Here is a 24,578-nt window from a genome sequence, read left to right as displayed (position 1 = left end):
TCCTGTTACAGAATCTTCTTGAGCAGTTCAACAATGTGGCTCGTACTCTCGGCAATGTAAGCGCCGGCGTCCAGAAGTGCGCTTTCCTTGCTCTGTGCGCTTCCCGTTCCGTCAGCAGAAACAATCGCTCCCGCATGGCCCATGTTTTTGCCTTTCGGCGCGTTCTTCCCTGCAATCAGTGCAATCACAGGTTTCGTCACATATTTCTTGATATATTCCGCAGCCAGTTCTTCCTCGCTGCCGCCGATTTCTCCAATCATCACAATCGCTTCCGTTTCTTCGTCTTCCTCAAAATCCGGCAGCAAATCGATAAACGTAGAACCCGGAATCATATCTCCGCCAATCCCCACGCAGGTTGACTGGCCGATTCCTTCCTGCGACATCATCATAACTGTTTCATAACAGTTTGTCGCGCTTCTGCTCATCACGCCCACGTTTCCTTCAATGAAGTACTTGTGCGGCATAAATCCGGCTTTGCATTTACCCGGTGAAATGACTCCAAATGAATTTGGTCCAAAGAGCCTCGTACCCTTTTCACGGGCAATATAGTAGCATTTCATCATCTCATGCACAGGCGTGTGCTCGGAAATCGTCATCACAACCGGAACTCCCGCATCCACCGCTTCGCATACGCTCGCAGGCGTAAACTTCGCGGGTACAAATACAACCGATGCGTTTGCTCCTGTTTTTTCCACGGCTTCTTTTACGGTATTAAACACCGGAACGCCCATCAGCTCTGTGCCGCCCTTGCCGGGCGTAACACCCGCCACGACATTCGTACCGTAGTCGATCATCGTCTGTGTATGGAAAGAGCCTTCCCTTCCTGTCATTCCCTGCACCAGCAGCTTTGTATCTTTATCAATCAGAATACTCATTGTTACGCCTCCTTTTCCATATTCCACAGCACGTCGACCGCGTGCAGAAGGGTGTCAGCTTTTTCGATCGGCAAATCGGAGCTTGCAATGATTTCAGCCGCCTGCTCTCTGTTGGTGCCTTCCATACGCAGGACAACCTTTTTATTTCCCTTTTCTTCCTCAAGCGCCATAATCGCGCCCTTTGCAACCTCGTCGCATCTGGTGATGCCGCCGAAGATGCAGATAAATACTTTATCGATTTTATCGCCGGACATCATAATCTGTACGGCTTTTTTAATCTTTTCAGCAGTTGCGCCGCCGCCAAGGTCAAGCGCTGCGCCCACTGTCATTCCCTTTTTTGAAATCAGGTCGATACAGCTCATCAGCATTCCGGAGCCGTTCGACATAACGCCAATCGTTCCTTCTTCCTCCACCGGAACAAAATGAAGCCCATAGCCCCTTGCGTCGATCACGCGCTGGTCGTCCTGCATCTTGTCGCGGTATTCCACAACGTCCGGCAGCTTGTAAAGCGCGCTGTCGTCAATCTCAACTTTACCATCAAGGGCAATCAGCTGGTCGCTTGCATCCACCACAAGCGGATTGATTTCGATCAACATTGTGTTGTAAGCGTAAAACGCCTCCAATAGCTTTTCAACAATCTTTTTTAACTGGTCTTTATATTGTTTGTCCGCGCCGGTTTTATCCATTGCGTAATCGATCGTATAGTTTTGCACGCCGCGGAACGGATCCATCGGAACCTTCGCGATTTTATCCGGATTGGTACGCGCGGTTTCCTCGATATCCATGCCGCCCATTGGCGAAAAAATCAGAAGCGGTGATTTGGAAAGCCTGTCCAGCATAATGGACACATACCATTCCTTGACCGGGCTTGCCTTTTCCACAATCATCAGCTCATTCGCTTTTAATCCGCGAATATCCATGTACAGCATCTTTTCGCAAAGCTCTGCCGCCTGCTGTGCATCGTCTGCGAACTTCACGCCGCCCGCTTTTCCGCGCCCGCCGATTTGTACCTGTGCCTTAATTACCACAGGATAGCTGAGGTTTGCCGTCTCTATTTTTTCAGGAATCCCCTCCAGATTATCGATCACAACGCCTTTCATTGTGGGGATATCAAATTTTTCCATAATTGCTTTTGCTTGATATTCGAGTAATTTCATAACAGCGGATGAACCGTCCCTCCCTTTTTGATACGGGCTGTATGCCCGTTATACACTTTGTGCTTTGCTGCTTCGGATGCTCATTCGGCATCCTTTTTATCATCTGCCGGGCGGAAATCCCGCCCGGCAAAGTCATATTTATTGCATTATTCCCAGATTTCAGCATCAGACGGCTGTTTCCAGCCCGGTTTTACGCGAGCAATACGCGATTTGTTGAACAGGTGGAAATAGGAAAGGTTTTCACTGATGGAGTTGTTGCCCCAGCTTCCGCAACCAAGCGTTGTCGTAGGCGACAGCGAGTTTGCGAATGCACCGCCTGCCATCGTTGCGCAAATCTGGTTGACCACCAGGCGCGAAAGCGGCAGCTTAAGTCCTGCGTAATTGATATGCTCGTCGTCGTTGGACTGGATATCAACAGAGTGGCCGGCGCCCTCGTACATCAGGTTCTGGTAAGCGATCTCTACCGCGTCTTCCCATTCGTCATATTCATATGCCGTCATAACAGGACACATTTTTTCCTTGCTCAGCAGGTCGTCTTTGCCATATGCGTCAGGCTTTAAGATGATAACCTTTGTTCCTTCCGGAACGTCAATTCCTGCGAGCTCCGCAATTTTCTGAACGGACTGGCCTACGGCATCTTTGTTGATTACGCCATTCGGGAAGATTGCCTTCCTGAATACGTCAACGCGTTCCGGATCATATACATAATAGCAGCCCTGGCTCTTGAATTCATTGATTACTTCGTCAAATTTTTCTCTTGGCGCGATAATCGTCTGTGTGCCGGAGCAAATAACGCCGTTGTCAAAAATCCTGGATGCGATCATATTGGAAGCCGCCTGCTTGATGTCCACATCCCTGTCGATGATTCCCTGTACGTTTCCGGGGCCAACGCCAAAGCTCGGCTTTCCGCTGGAATAAGCAGCCTTTACCATACCCGCGCCGCCCGTTGCGATAACAACGTTTACTTTCTTCATCAACTCGTTTGTAAGCTCGATGGAGGGTTCTTCAATAACGAGGAATATGTCGCGCGGAACGCCCATTTTGTCGAGCTGTTCATAATACAGCTCCGCAATCCTCTTTGCGCCCTTTTTGCCGCGCGGATGCGGCGCGATGATAATCGCATTTGCGCCTTTGATTGCAAACATTGCATTACACATCGGCGTAACGATCGGGTTCGTGCACGGCGTAACGGCGCCGACAACGCCCATTGGCTTTGCCATGATTACAAGGCCCGCCTCTTCGTCCTCTTCAAGGATTCCAACCGATTTTTTGCCTTTGAGGTTGTTCCAGATGATTCTGGATTTCCCCTGGCACTTAGCCACTTTATCTTCGTAAACGCCCATTCTCGTTTCTTCAATCGCTATTTTGGAAAGCTCTACTGCATTATCAAAAATAACTTTACCAAACATTTTTACGATCGAGTCAATTTTTTCCTGCGAATAGGTTGCAAGTTCTGCCTGCGCTTTTTTAGCGCGTTCCACCAACTGGTCAATTAACATTGCGTCTTCCATCATTTTTTCTCCTTTGGATTACCCTTAGTCCTATTATATTCTTGCAACGCCGCTTTTTACGGCTGCATCATAAACTGCTTTTGCAACTGCGTCTCCCACGCGCTTATCAAACGGTGCGGGAATTACGTACTCTGCCGAAAGCTCTTCATTGCCGATGAGGTCTGCAATCGCGTAAGCTGCCGCGATCTTCATTTCGTCGTTGATATCGCTTGCCCGCGCGTCGAGCGCTCCCCTGAAGATACCGGGGAATGCAAGTACGTTGTTGATCTGGTTCGCAAAATCGCTCCTGCCCGTTCCAACAACCGCAGCGCCCGCGTCTTTCGCGTCGTCAGGCATAATTTCCGGCGTGGGATTGGACATTGCAAAGATGATCGGCTTTTCGTTCATCGTTTCCACCATTTCCTTTGTCAGGATGCCGGGGCCGGAAACGCCAACAAAGATATCCGCTCCTTTTATTACATCCTCGAGGCCGCCTTTGATCATCTCGCGGTTGGAGATTTTTGCCATTTCTTCTTTTGATTCGTTAAGACCGTCCCTGCCTTCATAAATAGCGCCCTTGCGGTCACACAATATCACATTTTTGAGGCCCATACTCATCAATAGCTTCGTGCACGCAACGCCAGCCGCGCCTGCGCCCGCAACTACGCACACCTGCTCTTCCAGCTTTTTGCCGGTAAGCTTAAGGGCATTAATCATCGCCGCCGCCGTAACCACCGCCGTACCGTGCTGGTCGTCGTGGAAAATCGGAATATTGCAGCGTTCTTTTAATTTTTTCTCTATTTCAAAGCAGCGCGGAGCTGCAATGTCTTCCAGATTGATTCCGCCAAAGCTTCCGCTGATCTGATAAACCGTTTCTACAATCGTATCTACATCCTTGGATTGAACGCACAGCGGAAAAGCATCCACATCGCCGAAGGATTTAAACAATACGCATTTTCCTTCCATAACGGGCATTCCCGCTTCCGGTCCGATGTCCCCAAGGCCCAGTACTGCAGTTCCGTCCGTTACGACGGCAACCATATTCCACCTGCGCGTGAGGTCGTAGCTTTTGTTTACGTCCTTGCTGATTTCCATGCAGGGCGCGGCCACGCCCGGCGTATAAGCAAGCGAGAGGTCTTCCTTGTCAACCACCGGCACTGTGGCGATCACTTCAATCTTTCCCTTCCATTCATAATGCTTTTCTAAGCTTACTTTTGCATAATCCATTTAAAACGGCCCCTCCTATTATTTTGTTTTCCATTTTCCCTTTGAGATATTCGTTGAATTGCCTTAAATTGGTCTAACCATTATTGGTCTTACCATTATACTAATATACCACGATCGTAATGTCAATATATAATTTGCATTTTAGCTGCAAAATGTGTTATGATCATACCAATAGACAATATGTATTTTGTTAACAGAATAAAAAAGTACCCCTTCGGCCTTTTTGCGCAGGGGGTTTGCATTGAATAATAAAAGGAAGAGTGAGACTTATGCCCATACTGGAACCATTGAAAAAGACGAGACTATACGAGGATATCATCGACCAACTTCTGGAACTGATCAAAAACGGTTCCTTAAAGCCGGGCGACCGTTTGCCCTCCGAGCGCCAGCTCGCCGAGGAGCTGCACGTAAGCCGCACGGCGATCAGGGAAGCCCTGCGGTCTATGGAAAGCCTGGGGTATCTTGATTCAAAGGTTGGCGGAGGTACCTACATCCGTTCCGTTACGCTCGATAATGTGATTTCGCCTTTTTCAGTGATGCTTTCACAGGATGAAAAGCTGATTCGCGAGTTGATCCATGTACGCGAACTTCTGGAAACCGAAGCCGCTTCCCTTGCAGCGAAAAATATCACGCCCGAGTACGCGGACCGCCTTCTGAAATCGATTGAAAACATGCGCAAGGAGATCAAAAAAGGAAAGAGCGGTATCAACGGGGATGACGAGTTTCACAATCTCATCGCAGAGATTGCACAGAACAGCGCCCTTTCCCTGATCTGCGAGCTTTGCTCCGAGCTCCTGACCAAGAGCCGCGAGGCAACGATGGACCTTCCGGACCAGCCCGCAAAAACGCTCGAGGACCATACGCGCATCGCACACGCAATCATCGAGGGTTCCTCCGTTAACGCTTCCAAGCTCATGCGCCAGCATTTGCGGAAAGCGCAGAAGAACCTTGATAACGCAACCATGAAAAAAACAGCAAAAGAAAATTGAGGACAGTCTGATTCAAAAAAACGGTATCCATAAATATGGATACCGTTTTTCAATGTCGTTTTTAGCCAAATACTATTTTGCATTAACCCTTCTTATCGCGTTTTTTCATCATGTAAACCCTGACTCCCGTAAGTACGGCTCCGCACACAACGGCAATCGCAACATACATTGCCATATTGACATGATCCCCTGTTTTTACGCTTGAGTTAACAGTTTGTCCACTGCCGCCCGTACCGTTTCCGTTGTCTGCCGGGGGCGTCGGAGCCGGTTCCGGCGTCGGAGTTGGATCCGGTGTTGGAGTTGGCGTAGGCGTAGGGGTTGGATCCGATTTCCATCCTGCTTTATATGTAACGTCTTTTGTTACCGTATCAGCGACATCCGGCGTCCAGCCTGTAAACGCATAACCCTCGCGCACGGGTGTTCCGCTGACAAACGCTGGCGTCGCTTCCCCATACGGGATATCCGCGTGTACGTCGTCCGGAAATACTTCTTCGCCATCCACGCCGTCGTTATATGTTACAGTATGTTTGTTTTTCTCCCATTGCGCCGTATAGGTCGCATCTTCCGTTACCGTGGGGGCAATCGCCAAATCCCAGCCGGTAAAGGTATGTCCTTCATGCGTGGGAGTTCCGTCGGTATAGTCTGGCGTAACGCTGTTATGCGGCAAATTCTCATGGACATCGTCCGCAAACGCGACGCCCTCCAGGCCATCCTTATAGGTAACCACATGAACGATCCCAAGCGTTAAATCAAGCGCGCTTGTATCGCCGCCTACAACCGGATAGACTACCGGACTTTCAGAAGTGATATACCGTGCCCCGGCCTTGTCCTCAAACCAGTTGTCACGCCCCGGAAGATTCATGTCGGCCGCCGGGAGCAGAGTAGTTGTGCAGCCCGCCACCGCAGTGTAATCATTTCCTGATGCAGTGGCTTCATTATCATATATTTTACTGCCGGTAGACATGATAAATTCAGCTTTCCCTGTGCTTCCGCTTTTATTAAGGTAGATACCGCCGCCGGAATTGGTCGCCGTATTACCTGTGACTTCGCAGCCCTTCAATGTAACCACCGCGGGCTTTGACGCATTTCCGACCACATAAACCCCGCCGCCGTTTTTCGCCGTATTACCTGACATTGTCAGGTCTTCCAGCAGGTTTTCACTATATTCAACATAGATCGCCCCTCCGGCATTTGCAGAGGTGTTTTCGCGGAATGTCCCGCCGTTTACGACGTTTGCGCCGCTTGTTCCCCTTTCCAGATACAGTCCGCCACCCCCTCCGGTAAAGGTAGAGGTTGTCTTATTCCCGGAAATTGTTCCGCCGACCAAAGCAACCTGCGAAGCCGCATAAACTGTGTCCGCATGTACTCCGCCGCCCTGGTATGCTGCGGTATTGTTTTTGATCGTACCGCCTGCGATAATCGTCCCCGCATAATAGGTCGTTCCATCATGGGTATATCCCGCTGAATAAATGGAGTTATTTTGAACCCCGCCGCCATAACTGGCTGAGTTGTCCTCTATCGTTCCGCCCTTCATCAGGAATAACGCCGCATTGCCCGGCGATTTCGCCGTACTGACTCCGCCGCCGTTTGTTCCCTTATTACCGGAGATCGTGCCTCCGTTCATCGTAAAACGCCCGTCTGATATGCTCACGCCGCCGCCGGCATCCTTCGCGTAATTATCGCCGATCGTACCGCTGTTCATGGTCAGGCTGCCCCCCGAAGCAACCAGAACTCCTCCTGCATTTGTCGCATTTTTAATGCTCGAGAAGGTTGCGTTATTTTTGATCGTACCACCGTTCATGGTAAAACTTCCCCCTGCAGAAACCGCCCCGCCGCGCAGCGCACTGTTGGAAGTCATTTCGCCGCCATTCATGGTGAAGCTTCCCCCTGTCATATAAACCGCGCCGCCATTGTTGTTACCATTATCAGCACACTGCGTGATCTTTCCGCCTTCCATCACAACAGTGCCTGCGCTTACAGAGATTCCGCCGCCGGCGCCCGCAATATTATTCTGTAAGGTTGTATTGGCGTTCATATTGAATGTTGCCGCAGCATTGCTGACTGCAACAATACTGGCGGATGCAGCGATACCGCTGTTCGTGGTCCCCCGCTTCAAATAAGTGTTCTCACTTCCGGTCCACACAGCTCCGCCGTCTATTACGATGTCACTTGTCCTGAGCGAGCCGGTAACCGCCAGCATACTCGCCGTATATCCTGTATCACGAATGATCATTCCTGTGGATTTCGAATTCTTGAGCGTCAGCCCTCCGGCTATGCTGATTCCCTTTTGCTGTTTGACCGTGCGTCCATTGATGTCGATCGAAACCTGCTTTCCTGCCGGTACCGTAATTGGAATATCGATCACAAAATCAGCGGTATCGTCCGCCAATACAAGATCAACACTGCCGTTGTCGATTTCCTGCTGCAACTCTGCCGCGTCTAAAATCGCATTTGCATTTAATATTCCAACATCGCTGAACAAGCTCATTTCCTGCTCGGCTTCTTGCACGATTGCATTTTCCTGCGGAGTTTTATTTTGTTCCGCCATGCCGCTATCAGCGGAGTCCTTTATCACGACAGAATTATCGCCGGATTTCTCATCGGGATCTTCCTGCGTATCGTTATCGTTGCCTTTTTCCTGTTCCTCCTGCTGTTCCGTTTCCTTCTCTGATGCGTCACTTTGAATCTCCGACTCCACAGATTCTTCCATTACATTATTTGTATCGTCAGATGCCATGACGGAAGTCGTTGGCACGAGAACTGCAACAACCATGAGCAACGCAATACATATTGCAAAAAACTTACTAAACTTTTGTGACATTATTTTCATAGATATTTATCCTTTCTGGAAGCGTAATTACAGACCACAAGAACCGACCAGCAGCACATTCCGGGGAATGGCCGATCTTTTGGCGGCGACTTGATTTTTATCAGGAATGCAAATTGACAAATCATGTGTTTCAAATCGGGATTCTGCACTGTTTTCCGCTCTGTTTTTGTCTCTAATTTATTTATATCAGATATTGGAAAAGAGCCCAATTCCTATAGGCACATACCACGGGCAGAGTGTGACAAATGTGTGATTATAAAAAAACAGTACTGAACGGCAAAATATATTTGACAAAAATGTCCATAAGGATTATATTATGTATAGCTGCTATACAGTAGTTGTATTAAACTGATTCGGAGTAATTGCAATGAATGATTATGTCAAGCTGTCTTCACTTATGGAACGCGTGATCCACAAATACAACCAGTGGGAAAGCAAAAAGCGTACTTATGGTACTTCTGTCCCCTTATCACGTGCGGAAATCCACACGATAGCAGCGGTTGGCGATCATCCCAACATCAATATCACAACGCTGGCAGCGGTTCTTGGCATTACCAAGGGGGCAGCATCCCAAATGATCTACAAGCTTGTGGATAAAGGAGCTGTAGAAAAAAGAGTGTCTCCGGATTCTGACAGTGAAGTCGTATTAAATCTTACAGAGCAGGGACAGATCAATTATGAAATGCACAGGGAATACCACCGCCAGACAAACGATGAAATCCTTATCATGCTAAGAGATATTCCCCAGCCGCTTTACGACCAGCTGACTGAGCTTTTATCTGTATTTGAGCGGAGTATTGACAAAAGATTAAACGAGTAGCGAAAAACCGCCTTGTAAATAAGCCGTCGTTATTGGCGGTGTTTCTTTTATCCATTTAGTATAGTTACTATATAGTTTTGTTACTATATTATATAACAGCAAAACAGAAAGAAGGAAATCCAATGAATGAAAAGCAGAAAAGAAGATACCTTTTAGAAACGGAAAATGTAAAAACCGCCCTGTTGCGGCTTGGTATTCCCACAATGATCGGGATGCTGGTTTCAGCGCTTTATAATATTGTGGACACCTTTTTTGTCGGCAAACTGGGCACCTCACAAACAGCCGCAGTATCCATCGTCTATCCTGTCACAATGATCGGACTCGGAATCGGTCTTCTGTTTGGAAGCGGCGCAGGCTCTTATATTTCGCGATTATTGGGGCGCAAGGAGTATGACAAGGCATCGGCATGCAGCAGCACTGCAATTTTTTCAGGTATTCTTACGATCCTTGTGGTCATCAGTGGAATGCTTCTCTTTTTAGAACCGATGATGAGACTGTTCGGCGCAACGGACGCCAGCATTCCATATGCGCTGGATTATGGAAAATTTTATATTCTTGGATTGGTGTTTAATGTGTTTAACATCATGGTCAATAATATGCTTGTAGCTGAGGGCGCTTCCTCCTTCAGCATGGCGGCGATGCTGATTGGCGGCGGTGCAAACCTCGTTCTGGATCCCATTTTGATCTTCGGATGCGGCATGGGGGTTCAGGGCGCTGCCGTTGCAACGCTGATTTCGCAAACCATCTCCGCCGTCTTTTACCTTGTATATCTTACAAAAGGAAAAAGCTATCTGAAGCTGTCCCTTCGTTATTTCAAGCCCTCCCGCCCTTTATTTGGAGAAATCTTCAAGATTGGTCTCCCTGTGTGCATCTTCCAGTTCCTCACCGGCGGCGCAATTATGCTAACCAATATTGCTGCCAGCCCATTCGGCGAATCTGCAATCGCTGCTATGGGAATCGTAAACCGACTGATGTCTCTGGAATCCAACGCCCTCTATGGCTTTCTAAAAGGCTATTCCCCCCTTGCAGGCTACAATTACGGCTCAGGCAACCTTGTGCGCGTCAGGGACGCCACCAATACAGCGTTGCGCTGGAGCACAGTTTCAAATATCGTTTTTGGTATTGTGTGTATTCTTTTCTCATCTCAGTTGATTCATTTATTCAATCAGGAATCCGCACAGGTTTTGCAGATCGGACGGCTTGCTCTGACCGTTGACGCCATTTCCTATATGACGCTTGGTATACAGATTGTGATCGGAAATTATTTCCTGTCCATCGGCAAGGCAAAACAGGGCGGCTTGCTGAGTATTTGCAGACAAGGTTTGTTCTTTATTCCCTTCCTGCTCCTTCTTACGCCTCTTATGGGGATAACGGGCCTTATCCTTGCCCAGCTCGCTACAGATATATGCGCTACAATCGTTACCCTCCTCATGTGGAAAAAAGAAAAAGCTTTGTTGCCCGCGTTGTGAGATAATACCCGCGGTAGTTCCATCGTATTCAGGATAAATTCATAAAACAAAAACAGGCACACCCGGTTTTCCGAATGTGCCTGTTTTATTTTCAATCGTATTGAAAATTTATTTTGATTTAACAACCGCATGCGCTGCAGCCAGTCTCGCGATCGGTACACGGAACGGTGAGCAGGACACATAGTTGAGGCCAATGCTGTCGCAGAACTCAACCGTGGACGGATCTCCGCCGTGCTCGCCGCAGATACCAAGCTTGATATCCGGTCTTGTCTGGCGGCCAAGCTCTACAGCCATCTTCACGAGTTTGCCTACGCCATCCTGATCGAGTTTAGCAAACGGATCGGATTCGTAGATTTTCTTCGTGTAATAGTCGTCGAGGAACTTGCCCGCGTCGTCGCGGCTGAAACCAAACGTCATCTGCGTAAGGTCGTTCGTACCAAAGGAGAAGAACTCCGCCTCTTTTGCAATCTCGTCGGCAACAACAGCAGCTCTGGGAACTTCGATCATCGTACCAACCTTGTAATCGATTTTCTTGCCCTTTTCTTCCATAACCTTTTCTGCTGTTTCAACAACAAAATCTTTTACATATTTCAGTTCCTTCTGATCTCCAACGAGCGGGATCATGATTTCAGGAACAATGTCGTAGCCGGTTTCTTCAATCACTTCGATTGCAGCTTCCATAACGGCCCTTGTCTGCATCACAGCGATTTCCGGGAACGTAACCGCAAGGCGAACACCGCGGTGCCCCAGCATCGGGTTGAACTCATGCAGGCTGTCGATCACACCCTGAAGTGCATCAACGCTCATGTTCATCTCTTTTGCAAGCGCTTCGATGTCAGCCGGAGCCGTAGGCAGGAACTCGTGCAGCGGCGGATCCAGGAAGCGGATCGTAACCGGGTTGCCCTTCATTGCCTTGTAAATGCCCTTGAAGTCTTCCTTCTGCATCGGCAGAAGCTTGGCAAGCGCTTTTTCCCTCTGCTCAACCGTCTTGGAAACGATCATCTCGCGCATAGCCGCGATCCTGTCTTCCGCAAAGAACATGTGCTCCGTACGGCACAGGCCGATACCTTCCGCGCCAAACGCCATTGCCTGCTCTGCATCGTGGGGCGTATCGGCATTCGTGCGGACTTTCAATCTTCTCAGCTCGTCAGCCCAACCCATAACGGTGGCAAAGTCGCCTGAAACCTGCGCTTCCTCCGTCTCAATCGCTTCACCGTACACGTTACCGGTGGAACCGTCAAGGGAAACCCAGTCTCCTTCTTTATAAACGGTGCCGTCTTCTGTCGTCATCGTTTTTGCTTTTTCGTCGATTCTCAGTTCGCCAACGCCCGCAACACAGCAGGTTCCCATGCCACGCGCAACTACAGCCGCGTGAGAAGTCATGCCGCCACGAGCCGTAAGGATGCCCTCGGACGCATACATACCTTCGATATCTTCCGGCGAAGTCTCCTGACGCGCAAGAACAACCTTGTTGCCGTTTGCAGCAGCTTCGGTAGCAGCTTCCGCTGTGAAGTAAAGTTTACCGCACGCAGCGCCCGGGGATGCCGGAAGGCCTTTTGCGATCGGCTTTGCAGATTTCAGCGCGGCAGCGTTGAACTGCGGATGAAGCAGCGAATCAAGCTGTTTGGGCTCAACCTTCAGGATAGCCTCTTCTTTCTTGAGTTTTCCTTCGTTTACGAGGTCAACAGCGATTTTGAGAGCCGCCGGAGCCGTTCTCTTACCGTTTCTCGTCTGCAGCATATAGAGCTTTCCGCCTTCGATGGTAAACTCCATGTCCTGCATATCTTTATAATGGTCCTCGAGGGACTGCGCGATATTAGCAAACTGTGTGTACACCTCTGGCATCTGGTCTTTCAGATGCGAGATCGGCTGCGGCGTTCTGATACCCGCAACAACGTCTTCGCCCTGTGCGTTCATCAGGTATTCGCCATACAGCTTCTTTTCACCTGTGGAGGGGTTTCTTGTAAATGCAACGCCTGTACCGCAGTCGTCGCCCATGTTTCCGAATACCATTGCCTGTACGTTAACAGCCGTACCCCAGCTTGCCGGGATATCGTTCATGCGGCGGTAAACGATCGCCCTTGGGTTATCCCACGAGCGGAACACTGCCGTAACGGATTCCAGAAGCTGCTCTTTTGCATCCTGCGGGAATTCCTTGCCCATCTCTTTTTTGTAAATCTCTTTGTACTTTCCAACAAGCGCTTTCAGATCGTCTGCATTCAGCTCTGTATCCATTTTAACGCCCTTGGCGTCCTTCATAGCCTGCAGCTCGTGCTCGAACTTTTCCTTATCGATACACATAACGACATCCGAGAACATCTGGATAAATCTTCTGTAGCTGTCGTACGCCCAGCGCGGATTGCCGGACTTTTTCGCCATAGCTTCTACAGCAACATCGTTAAGGCCGAGGTTCAAAATCGTGTCCATCATGCCAGGCATGGATGCCCTTGCGCCACTGCGGACGGATACGAGGAACGGGTTCTCCTGATCGCCAAATTTCTTTCCTGCGATCTCCTCGGTTTTTGCCATTGCGTCGTAAATTTGCTCGATGACTTCATCGGCAATTTTCTTGCCGTCTTCGTAGTACTTCGTGCAAGCTTCCGTAGAAACAGTAAAACCTTGTGGAACCGGCAGCCCGAGATTGGTCATTTCAGCCAAGTTCGCGCCTTTGCCGCCCAAAAGGTTTCTCATGGAAGCATCGCCCTCTTTAAAAAGGTATACATACTTTTTTGACATTCTAAAAACTCCTCCTGAATTTATATTATTTAAAATGATTTACAATGCTAGTGATTTCTTTGCAGAATACCACGTATATTATACATGAATGAATGCAGGAAGACAACCAAAGATTTCATTTTCGCTCCGCATTTGTGTGAAAACATTTCATTGTTTTCAGCTTAATCTCCATCATGGCGTCAAGATAGCGTTCCAAAAGCTTAACCACGCCGCGCGCATCCCTTTCCTCAAGAGTAATCCCGTTTGCCTCTTTCGGTTTTGTATTCGCAAGGATAATAAGCCCCAGAAGCACGCTGCGCGGCACCTTTACCGCCTTCACATGCGGGCTGCATTGCGGGCATATCTCCCCTCCCTCCTCAAAGGAAAACGCCGCCACCGGCCCCTGCACAGGCGAACCGCACACCGCGCAGCTGCCGATTGCGGGGAAAATCCCCATCATCTCCACCACGCGCGCTAAAAAATAGGCGAGCGCCTGTAAATATGAAAGTTTTCCCTGCTCCATTGCAAACAACGCATAAATCAGCGTCAAAAAAAGGTCTTCATATTCGTCCGCATTTTGCAGCAGCTTGTCGGTAAGCTCCAGCATAACGCAGGCAGACATATATTTGTCGTAATCGTTCTGGATATGATAAAATTCCTGACGGATGAGCGCGCCTGTCAGGAACAATTTATCATTTTTTTTATAAAATTCGAATTCTCCGCACGCAAGGGGTTGCGCGATTGGCCCAAACTCGCTTTTCAGCCTGCGCGCGCCGCGCGCCTGCGCGTCGATCCTTCCGTGCGAACGTGAAAACAATGCCAGTATTTTGTCGTAATCTTTGTAATCTGTTGTACGCAGTACAATGCAATAATGCTTTTCCACTCTCTAATTTTCCCTGTAGCCCAGCGTATGCAAAATGGACGTTTTATTGCGCCAGTCCGGCTTCACCTTTACCCATACCTGTAAAAAAACCTTGCCGCCAAACAGCATCTGCATATCCTCGCGCGCCGCGGAAGCAATCTTTTTGAGCATCCGTCCGCCCGCGCCAATAATAATTCCCTTGTGCGATTCCTTCTCACAGTAAATCACCGCGTCAATATTCGTGAGATCCCTGTCTTCCTCGCGTTCGAGCTTCTCTACCTCAACGCCAATGCCGTGCGGTATTTCCTTGCCAAGGCTCTTAAGCGCCTTTTCGCGGATCAGCTCCGCTGCAATCACTTGCTCGGGCTGGTCTGAAATCATGTCCGCCGGATAATACATCGGGCCTTCCACAAGGTATTTTTTCAGGTGCTCGACCAACTCCTTCACGCCAAGAGCCTCCTTGGCCGAAATCCTGAATATCTCGCTGCCATACTGCCGGAGCGTTTCTTCCACCTCCGCAATGCGCTCCGCATCCGTCGCGTCGATCTTATTGAGTGCGATCACAAGCGGAATGTCACGCTTTGAAAGGCGCTCCAATACCTCCTGGTCCCTTTCACGCACGCCCACCCGCGCATCCGCAATAAAGAGCACCGCATCCACATCTCGCGCCGTCTGTTCCGCCGTTTTCAGCATAAATTCCCCAAGCTTGTTTTTGGGCGTTTGCAGGCCCGGCGTATCCATAAAAATCATCTGGTAGTCGCTGCGTGTCAGCACTCCTGTGATACGGTTTCTGGTCGTCTGCGGTTTTTTGGATACGATGGCCACCTTCGTACCTACCAGCGTATTTAAAAGCGTTGATTTGCCCACGTTGGGGCTGCCCATCAGGGCAATAAAACCTGATTTAAATTCCATTGTCTGTTTCCCTCCATTGCGTTGATCTATTTCTTTTCCAATACCCCGCTGCTCAGAAAACAAACATTTCACTGATTTCAAACATGAGTACTGTAATAACCACGCCAAGCAGTGCGCCAACCAATACCTCTGCAAAGGTATGTACCTTTGTTTCCATGCGGCTCTCCGCTACGATCAGCGCAAGTACCGCAGCAAAGGTCGAGGTCACCGGATCTCCGGAAACAAAAGCGATTGCAGTAAAAAGCGCAAATGCAAACGCCGTATGCCCGCTTGGCATACCGCCCTGCACATAGTTACCGCCTTTTTTCATAAACCTTGATTTCATGAAGATAACCGCAATGAAAACAAGCATCAGCGCTGCAAAGGTGATGTACGCCGGAAGATTATTGATAAAACTGACCGACGCGTAGGAAAGCGTATAGAGTTTTCGGAAAAACACCATATACCCTACGGCGAGCGCGCTTGCCGCAGCCACCAGTACAGCTCCCGCCGCAACGTCCTTTGCAAGGCGGGCCAGCTCGTTATATTCCCCGCGCGTCGCGAGGTCTACCGTCGCCTCGATCGCGGTATTGAAAAGCTCCGCAAAAAAAACGAACGCAATCGACATCGCAAGTGCGATCATCTCAAAACGGGTTACCTGAGAAATAACCGCCGTAACCGTTACAACTACAGCCAACGCGACATGAATCTTCATATTGCGTTCCATTTTAAAGGACTGCAAAAAACCGTTAATCGCATGGTTAAAACTGCTCATCAACGATTTTTTCGGCCTGAACTTTTTATTCTTTTCCTGATCAGCCATCCATATCCCTGCCAATATTTACAGAATCAAGAAGCTCCCTTTGTTTTCCTGTCATTTGCCGCTCGTCCTGCTCTGTCATATGATCGTACCCCAATAAATGAAGCGTTCCATGCAGCGCAAGAAACGCAGTCTCGCGCACCAGCCCGTGCCCGTACTCTTCCGCCTGCAGCACAGCGCGCTCGAGCGATACCGCGATATCGCCAAGGAAAAGCCTGCCGTCGATATACTCCGCGTCTATCTCATCCAGGCTGTCCTCAAGCAATTCCCCAAGCTCATAAGCCGGAAAAGACAGCACATCCGTCGCGCTGTCTATCCCCCTGAATTCCCTGTTGAGCGCACATATCCCCTCATCGTCCGTAAAAAGGAGATTGACGCATGCAGCGACTCCCGCGTCATGCTCCGCAGCGCCCAGCGCCGCCTTGACCGCTTCCTTCATCTGCTGTGTCAATTCTATTTTATCCTGTTCGTCAAAGAACGTTATCTCCATCGTCTGCTCCGTGTATTTTGATATCCGGGTACTTGATCCTCTGGTGGTATACCCCGTCAAAAATATTGATAAACGCTTCCGCGATCAACTTAAGATCACGCCTGTTAAGAGGTGCGTTATCAAGCTGCCCTTCGTCGTAGCGGGCTTTAATCAGCTTGTGCACCATTTCAGAAATTTCCTCGCGCGAGGGATTGTCAAGACTTCGCACCGCCGCTTCCACAATATCCGCAAGCATTACAATCGCCTGTTCCTTTGTTTCCGGCGGATTTCCCTCGTATGTGAAATCCGCAACGTCCACATTCGGATCTTCCTTCTGCGCCTCATAATAGAAATATCCAACCGTACCACTCCCATGATGGTTGCGTACGATATCGATGATTTCTTTCGGCATACCCTGCTTGTGCATCATTTCCACGCCCGCAGGAACGTGCCGGCGGATGATCGCCGCACTCTGCTTTGGCGTGAGCGAATCGTGCGGATTGATATTATTCCGCTGGTTTTCCTTGAAATATAACGGGTTTTCCACCTTGCCTACGTCATGGAAATAAGCGCCCACCCGCGCCAAAAGCGAAAATCCTCCCACAACGTTGCAACCCGCCTCCGCAAGGTTTGCCACCAGGATACAGTGATGGTAGGTTCCGGGCGCCTCAAGCATCAAACGCTTTGTCAGCGGATGCGTCGGATCGGAAAGCTCCAGTAGCTTTGTCGGAGTGGTAAGCTTAAAGGCATTTTCCATAATCGGCAATACGCCAATGCTCACAATGCCACACATCACGCCGCTTGCCGTAATCATCAGCATACTGTACAGCGTCTGCTCGAGGCCCGCAGGCTGGTCCTGCATAAGCGGCACCTGCAATAGCCATACGATAAGCGAAATCACCACGCCGGGGATCGCCGCCGTAAGCCCCGCCAGTACAAGCCGCGAACGGTAACGCATGTCCTTCAGGCTATAAACCGCAAAAAAGCTCCCCGTAAGCATAATCAAAAGCAGCATCAGGGAAACCGGGCCAAACAAATCCTGCCCACCCGTGGTCACGCTCATCAGAAGCAACGACAAAAATACGCTGTATACGATTGCATTCTTGGGCGACAGCAAAATCGCTCCCAGAATGACGAATAAAAAGGCCGGCATAAAATGAAGCGCCAGAAGCTGTGCAAGCGATGTTGCGCCGTAAGCCACCGCCGTAAGAATCGCCAGAATGGCTATCTTTTTGACATTCATCAAAAGCTTACGGTTGAATACCGCAAGGAATATCGCATACAACACAAATATCAGTATAATATATGTCACCACCGCGACATAAGGCTTTACGGAGGTTGACTCCGACGCCAAAAGCCCCAGGCTTTTCAATACTTCATAGTTGTCTTCTTTTACGATTTCGCCCTTAACGACGATGTTCTGCCCCTTTTTATATTCAATGGGCGTTACCATCGCCGCAACCCTGTCGCGCTCGGCCTGCGTCGCCTCTTCATCAAACACCTTGTTTGGATAAAGGTCGTTCGAAATAACCGCCGCCGTTAGCTCTTCTACCGCTTTGGTCATATCTGTCTGGTCTGAAACGGCCTTTGCAACGCTGCTTTTGACCTCATCGATATCGTCGTTTGAAACGCCCTCATAAAGCACATTCTGAACCTGCTTTAAAATTGAATCCCGCAGCTCTGTCAGCTGGTTTGAGGTAAGGCTGATCACATCGTACGTCTGTGCCGGCGTAATATAATCGGGCAGCATATCCTGCAATGTCTTAACATTCTCATCCGTAAGAAACTTATCCCACGCGGTTGAGGCCGGATTGAAAGGCTGCAGCGCGTATTGCGTTGGCACGGGCACCGGTTCAAGAAGGTTCGTATTTCCCTGCTCTACCGAAGCGATCTGGTCTGCAACCTCTTTTTGCTTTGCCTGCTGGTCTGCATTATACATTTCTTCCGCAGCGGCGCGCGCTTTTTCAAACCCCGCAAAATCCTCGTTGATTTTCTTGATGATCTGCTGCGTAATATTCGCATCCTGCTTGTAAACCGGCCCGATCTTCGCCTGTTCCTCATCGATAATGCGCTGCGTCGCCGCTTTATCCACAACGTCAGTAGGCGCTGTAATCGTCTGGTTCGATATCTCCCCTACGCTGATATCAAAGGTTTCCGGCATAACGGAAAAAAGCGCAATCAGTATGCAAATTGCAAGCGATCCGATTGCCATCAGCAGATTCAGTGCCGCTTTTTTACGGAAAACATCCTTGAACGCCCTCATATAGGTTACCTCAACATTGATCAAACATTACTTGCATTATACACTAAAATGCCTCCCGCGGCTATGTGTTTTTTGCCCTTACGCGGCGGTGTGGCCTCCATTCGCGCAAAAACGCCCGCAGGAAGCTGTGGGCGTCAATCCTGCGGGCGTTATCAATTCTATCTCTTTGCCGGAGTGCGGCCTTGCTGTGAAGGCGGCTTTTTTTCGTGCACTTTTTCATATTTATCGAATGCTTTTACAATCGCTTTCACAAGGCGGTGACGCACCACGTCCTTCTGCGTGAGGTAAATCACCTCGATGCCGTCGATTCCGGACAGGATATCTGCGGTTTTCTTGAGCCCGGACTGCCGGTTACTCGGCAGATCGATCTGCGTCACGTCCCCTGTCACAACCACCTTGGAGCCCTCGCCAAACCGCGTAAGAAACATCTTCATCTGCTCTATGCTCGTATTTTGCCCTTCATCCAGGATAATAAACGCATCGTTTAACGTCCTGCCGCGCATGTAGGCAAGCGGCGCGACCTCGATTACGCCCTTCTCCGAAAGGCGGGCGTATGCCTCTGCACCCATGAAATCATAAAGCGCGTCGTAAAGCGGGCGCAGGTATGGATCAACCTTGTTTTGCAGGTCTCCGGGCAAAAAGCCAAGGTTTTCCCCCGCTTCCACCGCCGGACGCGTTAAAATGATGCGCGACACCTGTTTATTTTTGAGCGCCACGACCGCCATCGCCATTGCAAGATAGGTTTTTCCCGTCCCCGCCGGGCCGATACAGATCGTAACCGTGTTATCCTTGATTGCCTGGATATATTCCTTTTGCCCATAGGACTTGCACTTAATCTGCTTGCCCTTGGCTGTAATCGCAACGATGTCCGACATCATTTCCGTCACCATATGCTGGTGCCCGTCGCGAACAAGGTCCAGCGCATAATTCACCGAATCGGGATTAATCGTTTCGTTCTTCCCATACATCTTTTTCAGGACCTCGATTACGTCAGCCGCTGTCTTTACCTTTGCCGTTTCCCCTGTAACGCTGATCCCTTCTTCCGTAGCGCGGATCGTCGTGCCCGTTTCCGCGGAAATAATATTAATGTTTTCGTCAAAGCTGCCAAACACCCCGGCCATCTGCTCCATACTGTCAAACGAAACATCGATTTGTAACTGTGTTACTGTCAAAGTATATACTTCCTCCTGCACCTTTTCGTGAATTTGCTATTGCAGCAGCTCCTTCGCCGCCTCGTAAACAGCTTCCGTTTGTGGAACGGCGGCCTGCTCGATCGTCTTTGTAAATGACACCGGCATGGCTTTCCCGCCGAGCCGCTTCACCGGCTTTTTGAGTGAAAGGCATGCGTCGCTTTCACAGATCACGGAAAGCACCTCCGCGCCCACTCCGCATTCTGCCGTAGCTTCGTGCGTGATAAGCACGCGCCCCGTCTTTTTTGCATTGTCGATAATCGCCTGCGTATCAAGCGGGCTCAGGGTTCGCAAGTCCAGCACCTGTGCGTTCACCCCGTCCTTTTCCAGCATTTCCGCAGCTTCAAGAGCCTTTTGCAGCATATGTGAATAGCTGATAATCGTCAGATCGTTTCCTTCGCGTTTTACGTCTGCTTTTCCAATCGGAATGGTATATTCTTCCTCCGGCACCTCTCCCATTGTATGATACCCCAGTTTGTGCTCGAAAAACAAGACCGGTGTGTTGCTTCTGATTGCGGACTTTAAAAGCCCCTTTGCGTCGCAGGGGGTTCCCGGAGCAACCACTTGCAGCCCGGGGACATGGCAAAACCACGCCTCAATGCTCTGCGAATGCTGCGCCGCGGCGCCCGTTCCGGCGCCCGCCGGCATCCGGAATACAATCGGCACGGTTACCTGCCCGCCCAGCATATAACGCATTTTTGCGGCCTGGTTGACAATCGGATCCATTGCCTGCATGATAAAATCAGAAAAAATATACTCCACTACAGGCCGGTAGCCCATCATTGCCGCGCCTACCGCTATTCCCGTGTAACCTTCCTCCGAGATAGGCGTATCCATCACGCGCGACTCGCCGAATTCTTCGATCAATCCGCTCGTCACACCAAAGCCTCCGCCATAAAGGCCGATGTCCTCTCCGATCAAAAACACCTTTTCATCCCTGCGCAGCTCTTCGCGCAGCGCGTCTGCGATGGCCTGCTTTACTGTAATCACTGCCATTATTTATTCCACCTCAATCAGCGTACACGAGCTTTTCCGCTTCACAAAGCGAATACTCTTCCGACTGTTCCGCAAACGCAACAGCCTCTTCCACCTCGTGCACAGCCTGCTGTCGAATCGCGTCAAGCTCACTCGCGCTGAATCCATTTTCACATAAATATCCGTAAAACCGTTTGATTGGGCACCGTTCTTTCCATTCGTTCTCTTCCTCGCGCGTCCGGTATACGCGCTTGTCGCTCTTTGAGTGCCCCAGCCAGCGGTATGTAACCACCTCAATCAGTGTCGGCCCGCCGCCGCTGCGCGCCCTCCGGGCAGCTTCGTCCGCTGCCACGGCGACCTCAAGCACGTCGTTCCCGTCAACCGTCGCTGCCGGAATCCCATATGCCACAGCGCGTTTTGCAATCTGCGGCACCGCCGTGCTCTTTTCCACCGGCGTAGACATCCCGTAAAAATTATTTTCGCATACAAAAATAACAGGCAGCTTCATAAGCGACGCCATATTAAGCGTCTCATGGAAGACTCCCTCATTCGTTGCGCCGTCGCCAAAAAAGCTGACCGCGATATTTGGTTTTTGATCCTTTTGAAAGGCAAGCGCAACGCCTGCCGCAAGCGGGATCGATCCCGCTACAACACCGTTTGTGCCATAATTTCCTTTTTTGATGTCCGCCATGTGCATCGAGCCGCCAAGCCCTTTGCAGCAGCCGGTTTCCCTGCCGAGCATTTCCGCCATCATCGCTTTTGCGTCCATACCCTTTGCAATGCACAAATTGTGTCCCCTGTGGCTGCCAAAGACAATATCCTCCGGACGAAGGACGCTTACTACGCCCATTGCGCTGCCTTCCTGTCCCACGCCAAGATGCGTTGTACCGTGCATCCTGCCGTCGCGAAACATCCGCGCAACACACCACTCAAACTCACGGGCCAGACACATCCTTGTGTAAATCTCCCGCAGTTTTTCTTCCGACAATACCATTTAATACCTCTATTGTGATATTTTATACAAAATACCTGATAAAAAACAAGGTTTTGTCACTTAACGCGCCAAAACCTTGATCATGCTTCGTATCAAACGAACAAGCTCTCAAAAAAGAGCCTTCCCATGAAGTCACCAAAAAAATTAATGCTTTCTCTTTCTGGCAGCTTCCGCTTTTTTCTTTCTCTTCACGCTGGGTTTTTCATAATGCTCACGTTTCCGAATTTCAGCCAAAACCCCTGCTCGCGCACATTTACGCTTAAATCTGCGAAGAGCACTTTCCAGCGTCTCATTTTCGCCTACGCGTATTTCAGACATTGATCTCCCCTCCTCCCGTACTCTGTTTTTACAACGTAAAAACTGGGAGCTATTTCATACCACTGTATTATAGTAAAATCCTTGCGCTCTGTCAATATCTATTTCAACTTGCGAGGCGCAAAATGTTTCAGCTACAGGCATTTTATGCCGCTATACCGTCGCTGCATGCCCTTTTCCTGAGATTGCGCTCAGCCCGGCGGCCATCCAAATTCGCGCCCGCCAAGAAGGTGCAGATGCAGGTGGTGAACCGTCTGTCCGCCGTTTGCGCCCGTGTTGAACACCAGGCGGAAACCGTCCTGTGCAAAGCCTTTTTCCGCCGCTAACTTTTGCGCGGCTTTGATCATTGCCTCAATATAGCAAAAATCTCCTTCTCCCACTTCCAAAATACTCTTGATATGCTTTTTGGGAATGATCAGGATATGCTCGGGCGCTTTCGGATCGATATCGTAAAAAGCATAAACCATATCGTCCTCATATACCTTATTACCCGGAATCTCTCCCGCGATGATTTTGCAAAACAAACAATCTTCCATTGTAAACTCCTGTTCCGGCGCGATTCGCGCGCCTGATTATTTTTATTGTATGGGCATTGTACACTGACGTGGAGGCAGGCGCATAAGGCACCGCCCTTCGGAGACGCGCCGTACAGTTCAAAAATCAAAACCGTGTACGGCGCGCTGCATCCGCCTATTAAAGCATAAGCGGTACAACGTGGTAACGGCTTCTGAAGCTCCTCATTGCAGCGCCTTATGTGCCTGCCGGCAGACATAGAAGTTTGCCGGGCTACGCACTCCGCTTTATAGAGCGTATGCCAGCGCCGTGTCAGTCTGTTGCATGAAAACGCCTTTGCGCACGCAGTAAGCAGGCTTTGAATGCAATGGACTGATGCGGCGTGAAATCAAGCGTACAGTATGTTAATATCCCATACAATCTTATTTAAAAGTCCGCGCCTCTATTTTGCGTATAGTATACCATTTTTGTATTCGCCCAGTAAAACGTTTTTCAATGCACCTTCCTGTGCACAGGCATGTACGCGCAGGTAACGGTCCGTATATCCTTCCATAAGGCCGTCCCCTGTTTTTTGCTCAAACAGCACATCCTGCCGCGTCCCTATAAACTGCATTGCAAAAGCCTGTTCAAGCTCCCGGGCGATATCAATGAGGATGTTTGCCCGCTCCCTGCGCACTTTTACGGGTACGCTGCCCTTCATGGATGCAGCGGGCGTTCCTTCCCGCTCAGAATACGGAAATACATGAATACGCGAAAACCTCTGTTCCCGCGCAAAATCACACGTCTGCCGGAACGCTTCGTCCGTCTCGCCCGGAAAACCGGTTATGATATCCGTGGTGATTGCCGGAAGGTTGAATTCCGAACGTATATTTTCAAGATACCCTGCAAACTGCCCGCTGGTATATTTGCGGTTCATCCGCCTTAAAACATCGTCGCTGCCGCTTTGCAAAGACACATGGAAGTGAGGGCATATTTTTTCAAGCGCAGCGAGTTCCCTTAGGAAACCAGGCTCTAAAATATGCGGCTCGAGCGATCCGAGACGGATGCGTTCAAGTCCTTCGACTTCATTTAATCCCCGCAGCATGGAAAGCAACTCCCCGCCGCCGTCCTGCCCGTAAGACGAAATGTGTATCCCCGTGAGTACAATTTCCCTGATATGATTTTGCGCAAGCTTCCTTGCCTCCGCAAGTATGCTTTCCTCCGCACGCGAACGTACGCGTCCGCGCACATAGGGTATGATGCAATAGCTGCAAAAGTTATTGCATCCCTCCTGTATTTTGATATATCCGCGCGTAAGCTCTCCGCCGGAGCTTACGGTCATTTCCTCAAATTCATCTGTCCCTGAAATATCACGGGCCCAGTTGACGCGCCTGCCCAAAAGCGCCTCATTTACAATTTCCACGATGCGCGAGCGGTTCTCCGTGCCAATGACCGCGCCCACACCCTCAATCTCCATAACCTTTTCACTGTCGCGCTGGGCAAGACATCCGCACACGCATATCACAGCCTGCGGATGCTGATGATGGAGGCGCCGGATCATATTCCGCGATTTTTTGTCCGCCATATTGGTGACTGTGCACGTATTGATCAGGTATACATCCGCCGCCTCATGAAAAGACACGCGAATAAAGCCCTCTTTCTCAAGCATTTCCACCATGGCGTTTGTGTCATATTGATTTACCTTGCACCCCAGCGTATACGCCGCTACTTTCAT

General features: G+C 49.9%; 20 protein-coding genes. 3 read left to right on the top strand and 17 right to left on the bottom strand.

What is annotated here, in order from left to right:
- Positions 1 to 5 precede the first annotated feature (5 nt).
- The 4 genes from sucD to ACS5WU_RS12240 all read right to left on the bottom strand — a co-directional run bounded on the left by sucD (position 6) and on the right by ACS5WU_RS12240 (position 4,749).
- On the bottom strand, positions 6 to 875 hold the full coding sequence (gene sucD / locus ACS5WU_RS12255; protein ID WP_046444544.1) for a succinate--CoA ligase subunit alpha: 870 nt from the start codon (positions 873 to 875) through the stop codon (positions 6 to 8).
- A gap of 2 nt (positions 876 to 877) precedes the next feature.
- Positions 878 to 2,032 (bottom strand): ADP-forming succinate--CoA ligase subunit beta, encoded by a 1,155-nt coding sequence (gene sucC / locus ACS5WU_RS12250; protein WP_082674731.1) that lies wholly within the window; start codon positions 2,030 to 2,032, stop codon positions 878 to 880.
- A 146-nt stretch (positions 2,033 to 2,178) separates the two neighbouring features.
- A complete protein-coding gene (locus tag ACS5WU_RS12245; RefSeq protein WP_082103566.1) occupies positions 2,179 to 3,543 on the bottom strand; it encodes an aldehyde dehydrogenase family protein in 1,365 nt (454 codons plus the stop codon).
- 33 nt (positions 3,544 to 3,576) lie between these two features.
- The gene (locus ACS5WU_RS12240) at positions 3,577 to 4,749 is read right to left on the bottom strand and encodes an NAD(P)-dependent malic enzyme (RefSeq protein ID WP_059108469.1); all 1,173 of its coding nucleotides are present in this window, start codon (positions 4,747 to 4,749) and stop codon (positions 3,577 to 3,579) included.
- A 269-nt stretch (positions 4,750 to 5,018) separates the two neighbouring features.
- Here ACS5WU_RS12240 and ACS5WU_RS12235 point away from each other — a divergent pair, with 269 nt between their 5' ends.
- Positions 5,019 to 5,738: a FadR/GntR family transcriptional regulator gene (locus ACS5WU_RS12235; RefSeq protein WP_052740601.1), complete on the top strand. Its 720-nt coding sequence runs from the start codon at positions 5,019 to 5,021 to the stop codon at positions 5,736 to 5,738.
- A gap of 82 nt (positions 5,739 to 5,820) precedes the next feature.
- Here ACS5WU_RS12235 and ACS5WU_RS12230 read toward each other — a convergent pair whose 3' ends face one another.
- Complete coding sequence (locus ACS5WU_RS12230) at positions 5,821 to 8,511, bottom strand: hypothetical protein (protein WP_465089179.1); 2,691 nt, start codon at positions 8,509 to 8,511, stop codon at positions 5,821 to 5,823.
- Between the two features lie 424 nt (positions 8,512 to 8,935).
- Here ACS5WU_RS12230 and ACS5WU_RS12225 point away from each other — a divergent pair, with 424 nt between their 5' ends.
- Complete coding sequence (locus tag ACS5WU_RS12225; RefSeq protein WP_059108467.1) at positions 8,936 to 9,388, top strand: MarR family winged helix-turn-helix transcriptional regulator; 453 nt, start codon at positions 8,936 to 8,938, stop codon at positions 9,386 to 9,388.
- A gap of 122 nt (positions 9,389 to 9,510) precedes the next feature.
- Positions 9,511 to 10,857, top strand: a complete 1,347-nt coding sequence (locus ACS5WU_RS12220) for an MATE family efflux transporter (protein WP_302760599.1) — start codon at positions 9,511 to 9,513, stop codon at positions 10,855 to 10,857.
- A gap of 108 nt (positions 10,858 to 10,965) precedes the next feature.
- Here ACS5WU_RS12220 and ppdK read toward each other — a convergent pair whose 3' ends face one another.
- From ppdK to mtaB, 12 genes are all read right to left on the bottom strand, one after another.
- On the bottom strand, positions 10,966 to 13,593 hold the full coding sequence (ppdK, locus tag ACS5WU_RS12215; protein ID WP_059108465.1) for a pyruvate, phosphate dikinase: 2,628 nt from the start codon (positions 13,591 to 13,593) through the stop codon (positions 10,966 to 10,968).
- Between the two features lie 115 nt (positions 13,594 to 13,708).
- Positions 13,709 to 14,455, bottom strand: a complete 747-nt coding sequence (gene recO / locus ACS5WU_RS12210; RefSeq protein ID WP_059108464.1) for a DNA repair protein RecO — start codon at positions 14,453 to 14,455, stop codon at positions 13,709 to 13,711.
- A gap of 3 nt (positions 14,456 to 14,458) precedes the next feature.
- A complete protein-coding gene (gene era / locus ACS5WU_RS12205; RefSeq protein ID WP_059108463.1) occupies positions 14,459 to 15,346 on the bottom strand; it encodes a GTPase Era in 888 nt (295 codons plus the stop codon).
- Positions 15,347 to 15,398: 52 nt separating this feature from the next.
- Positions 15,399 to 16,148, bottom strand: coding sequence for a diacylglycerol kinase (locus ACS5WU_RS12200; protein ID WP_059108462.1), 750 nt, complete (start codon positions 16,146 to 16,148; stop codon positions 15,399 to 15,401).
- Positions 16,141 to 16,635, bottom strand: a complete 495-nt coding sequence (gene ybeY / locus ACS5WU_RS12195; protein WP_059108461.1) for an rRNA maturation RNase YbeY — start codon at positions 16,633 to 16,635, stop codon at positions 16,141 to 16,143. The genes ACS5WU_RS12200 and ybeY overlap by 8 nt, the downstream gene beginning before the upstream one ends.
- Positions 16,616 to 18,901 carry an HD family phosphohydrolase gene (locus ACS5WU_RS12190; RefSeq protein WP_465089178.1) on the bottom strand — a complete coding sequence of 762 codons (2,286 nt, stop codon included), beginning with the start codon at positions 18,899 to 18,901 and terminating at the stop codon, positions 16,616 to 16,618. The genes ybeY and ACS5WU_RS12190 overlap by 20 nt, the downstream gene beginning before the upstream one ends.
- Positions 18,902 to 19,035: 134 nt before the next feature.
- Positions 19,036 to 20,007 (bottom strand): PhoH family protein, encoded by a 972-nt coding sequence (locus ACS5WU_RS12185; protein WP_046444599.1) that lies wholly within the window; start codon positions 20,005 to 20,007, stop codon positions 19,036 to 19,038.
- Between the two features lie 78 nt (positions 20,008 to 20,085).
- Positions 20,086 to 21,063 carry an alpha-ketoacid dehydrogenase subunit beta gene (locus tag ACS5WU_RS12180; protein ID WP_046444555.1) on the bottom strand — a complete coding sequence of 326 codons (978 nt, stop codon included), beginning with the start codon at positions 21,061 to 21,063 and terminating at the stop codon, positions 20,086 to 20,088.
- A 13-nt stretch (positions 21,064 to 21,076) separates the two neighbouring features.
- Positions 21,077 to 22,036, bottom strand: coding sequence for a thiamine pyrophosphate-dependent dehydrogenase E1 component subunit alpha (locus ACS5WU_RS12175; protein ID WP_302759898.1), 960 nt, complete (start codon positions 22,034 to 22,036; stop codon positions 21,077 to 21,079).
- 144 nt (positions 22,037 to 22,180) lie between these two features.
- A complete protein-coding gene (gene rpsU / locus ACS5WU_RS12170) occupies positions 22,181 to 22,354 on the bottom strand; it encodes a 30S ribosomal protein S21 (protein ID WP_046444557.1) in 174 nt (57 codons plus the stop codon).
- Positions 22,355 to 22,542: 188 nt separating this feature from the next.
- The gene (locus ACS5WU_RS12165; protein ID WP_046444558.1) at positions 22,543 to 22,887 is read right to left on the bottom strand and encodes a histidine triad nucleotide-binding protein; all 345 of its coding nucleotides are present in this window, start codon (positions 22,885 to 22,887) and stop codon (positions 22,543 to 22,545) included.
- A 419-nt stretch (positions 22,888 to 23,306) separates the two neighbouring features.
- Entirely contained in the window at positions 23,307 to 24,578 is a 1,272-nt protein-coding gene (mtaB, locus tag ACS5WU_RS12160; protein WP_046444559.1) for a tRNA (N(6)-L-threonylcarbamoyladenosine(37)-C(2))-methylthiotransferase MtaB, read from the bottom strand.

The sequence above is a fragment of the Christensenella sp. KGMB01412 genome (genome assembly GCF_055522415.1).
This window is presented reverse-complemented; position numbering and strand designations above follow the sequence as displayed.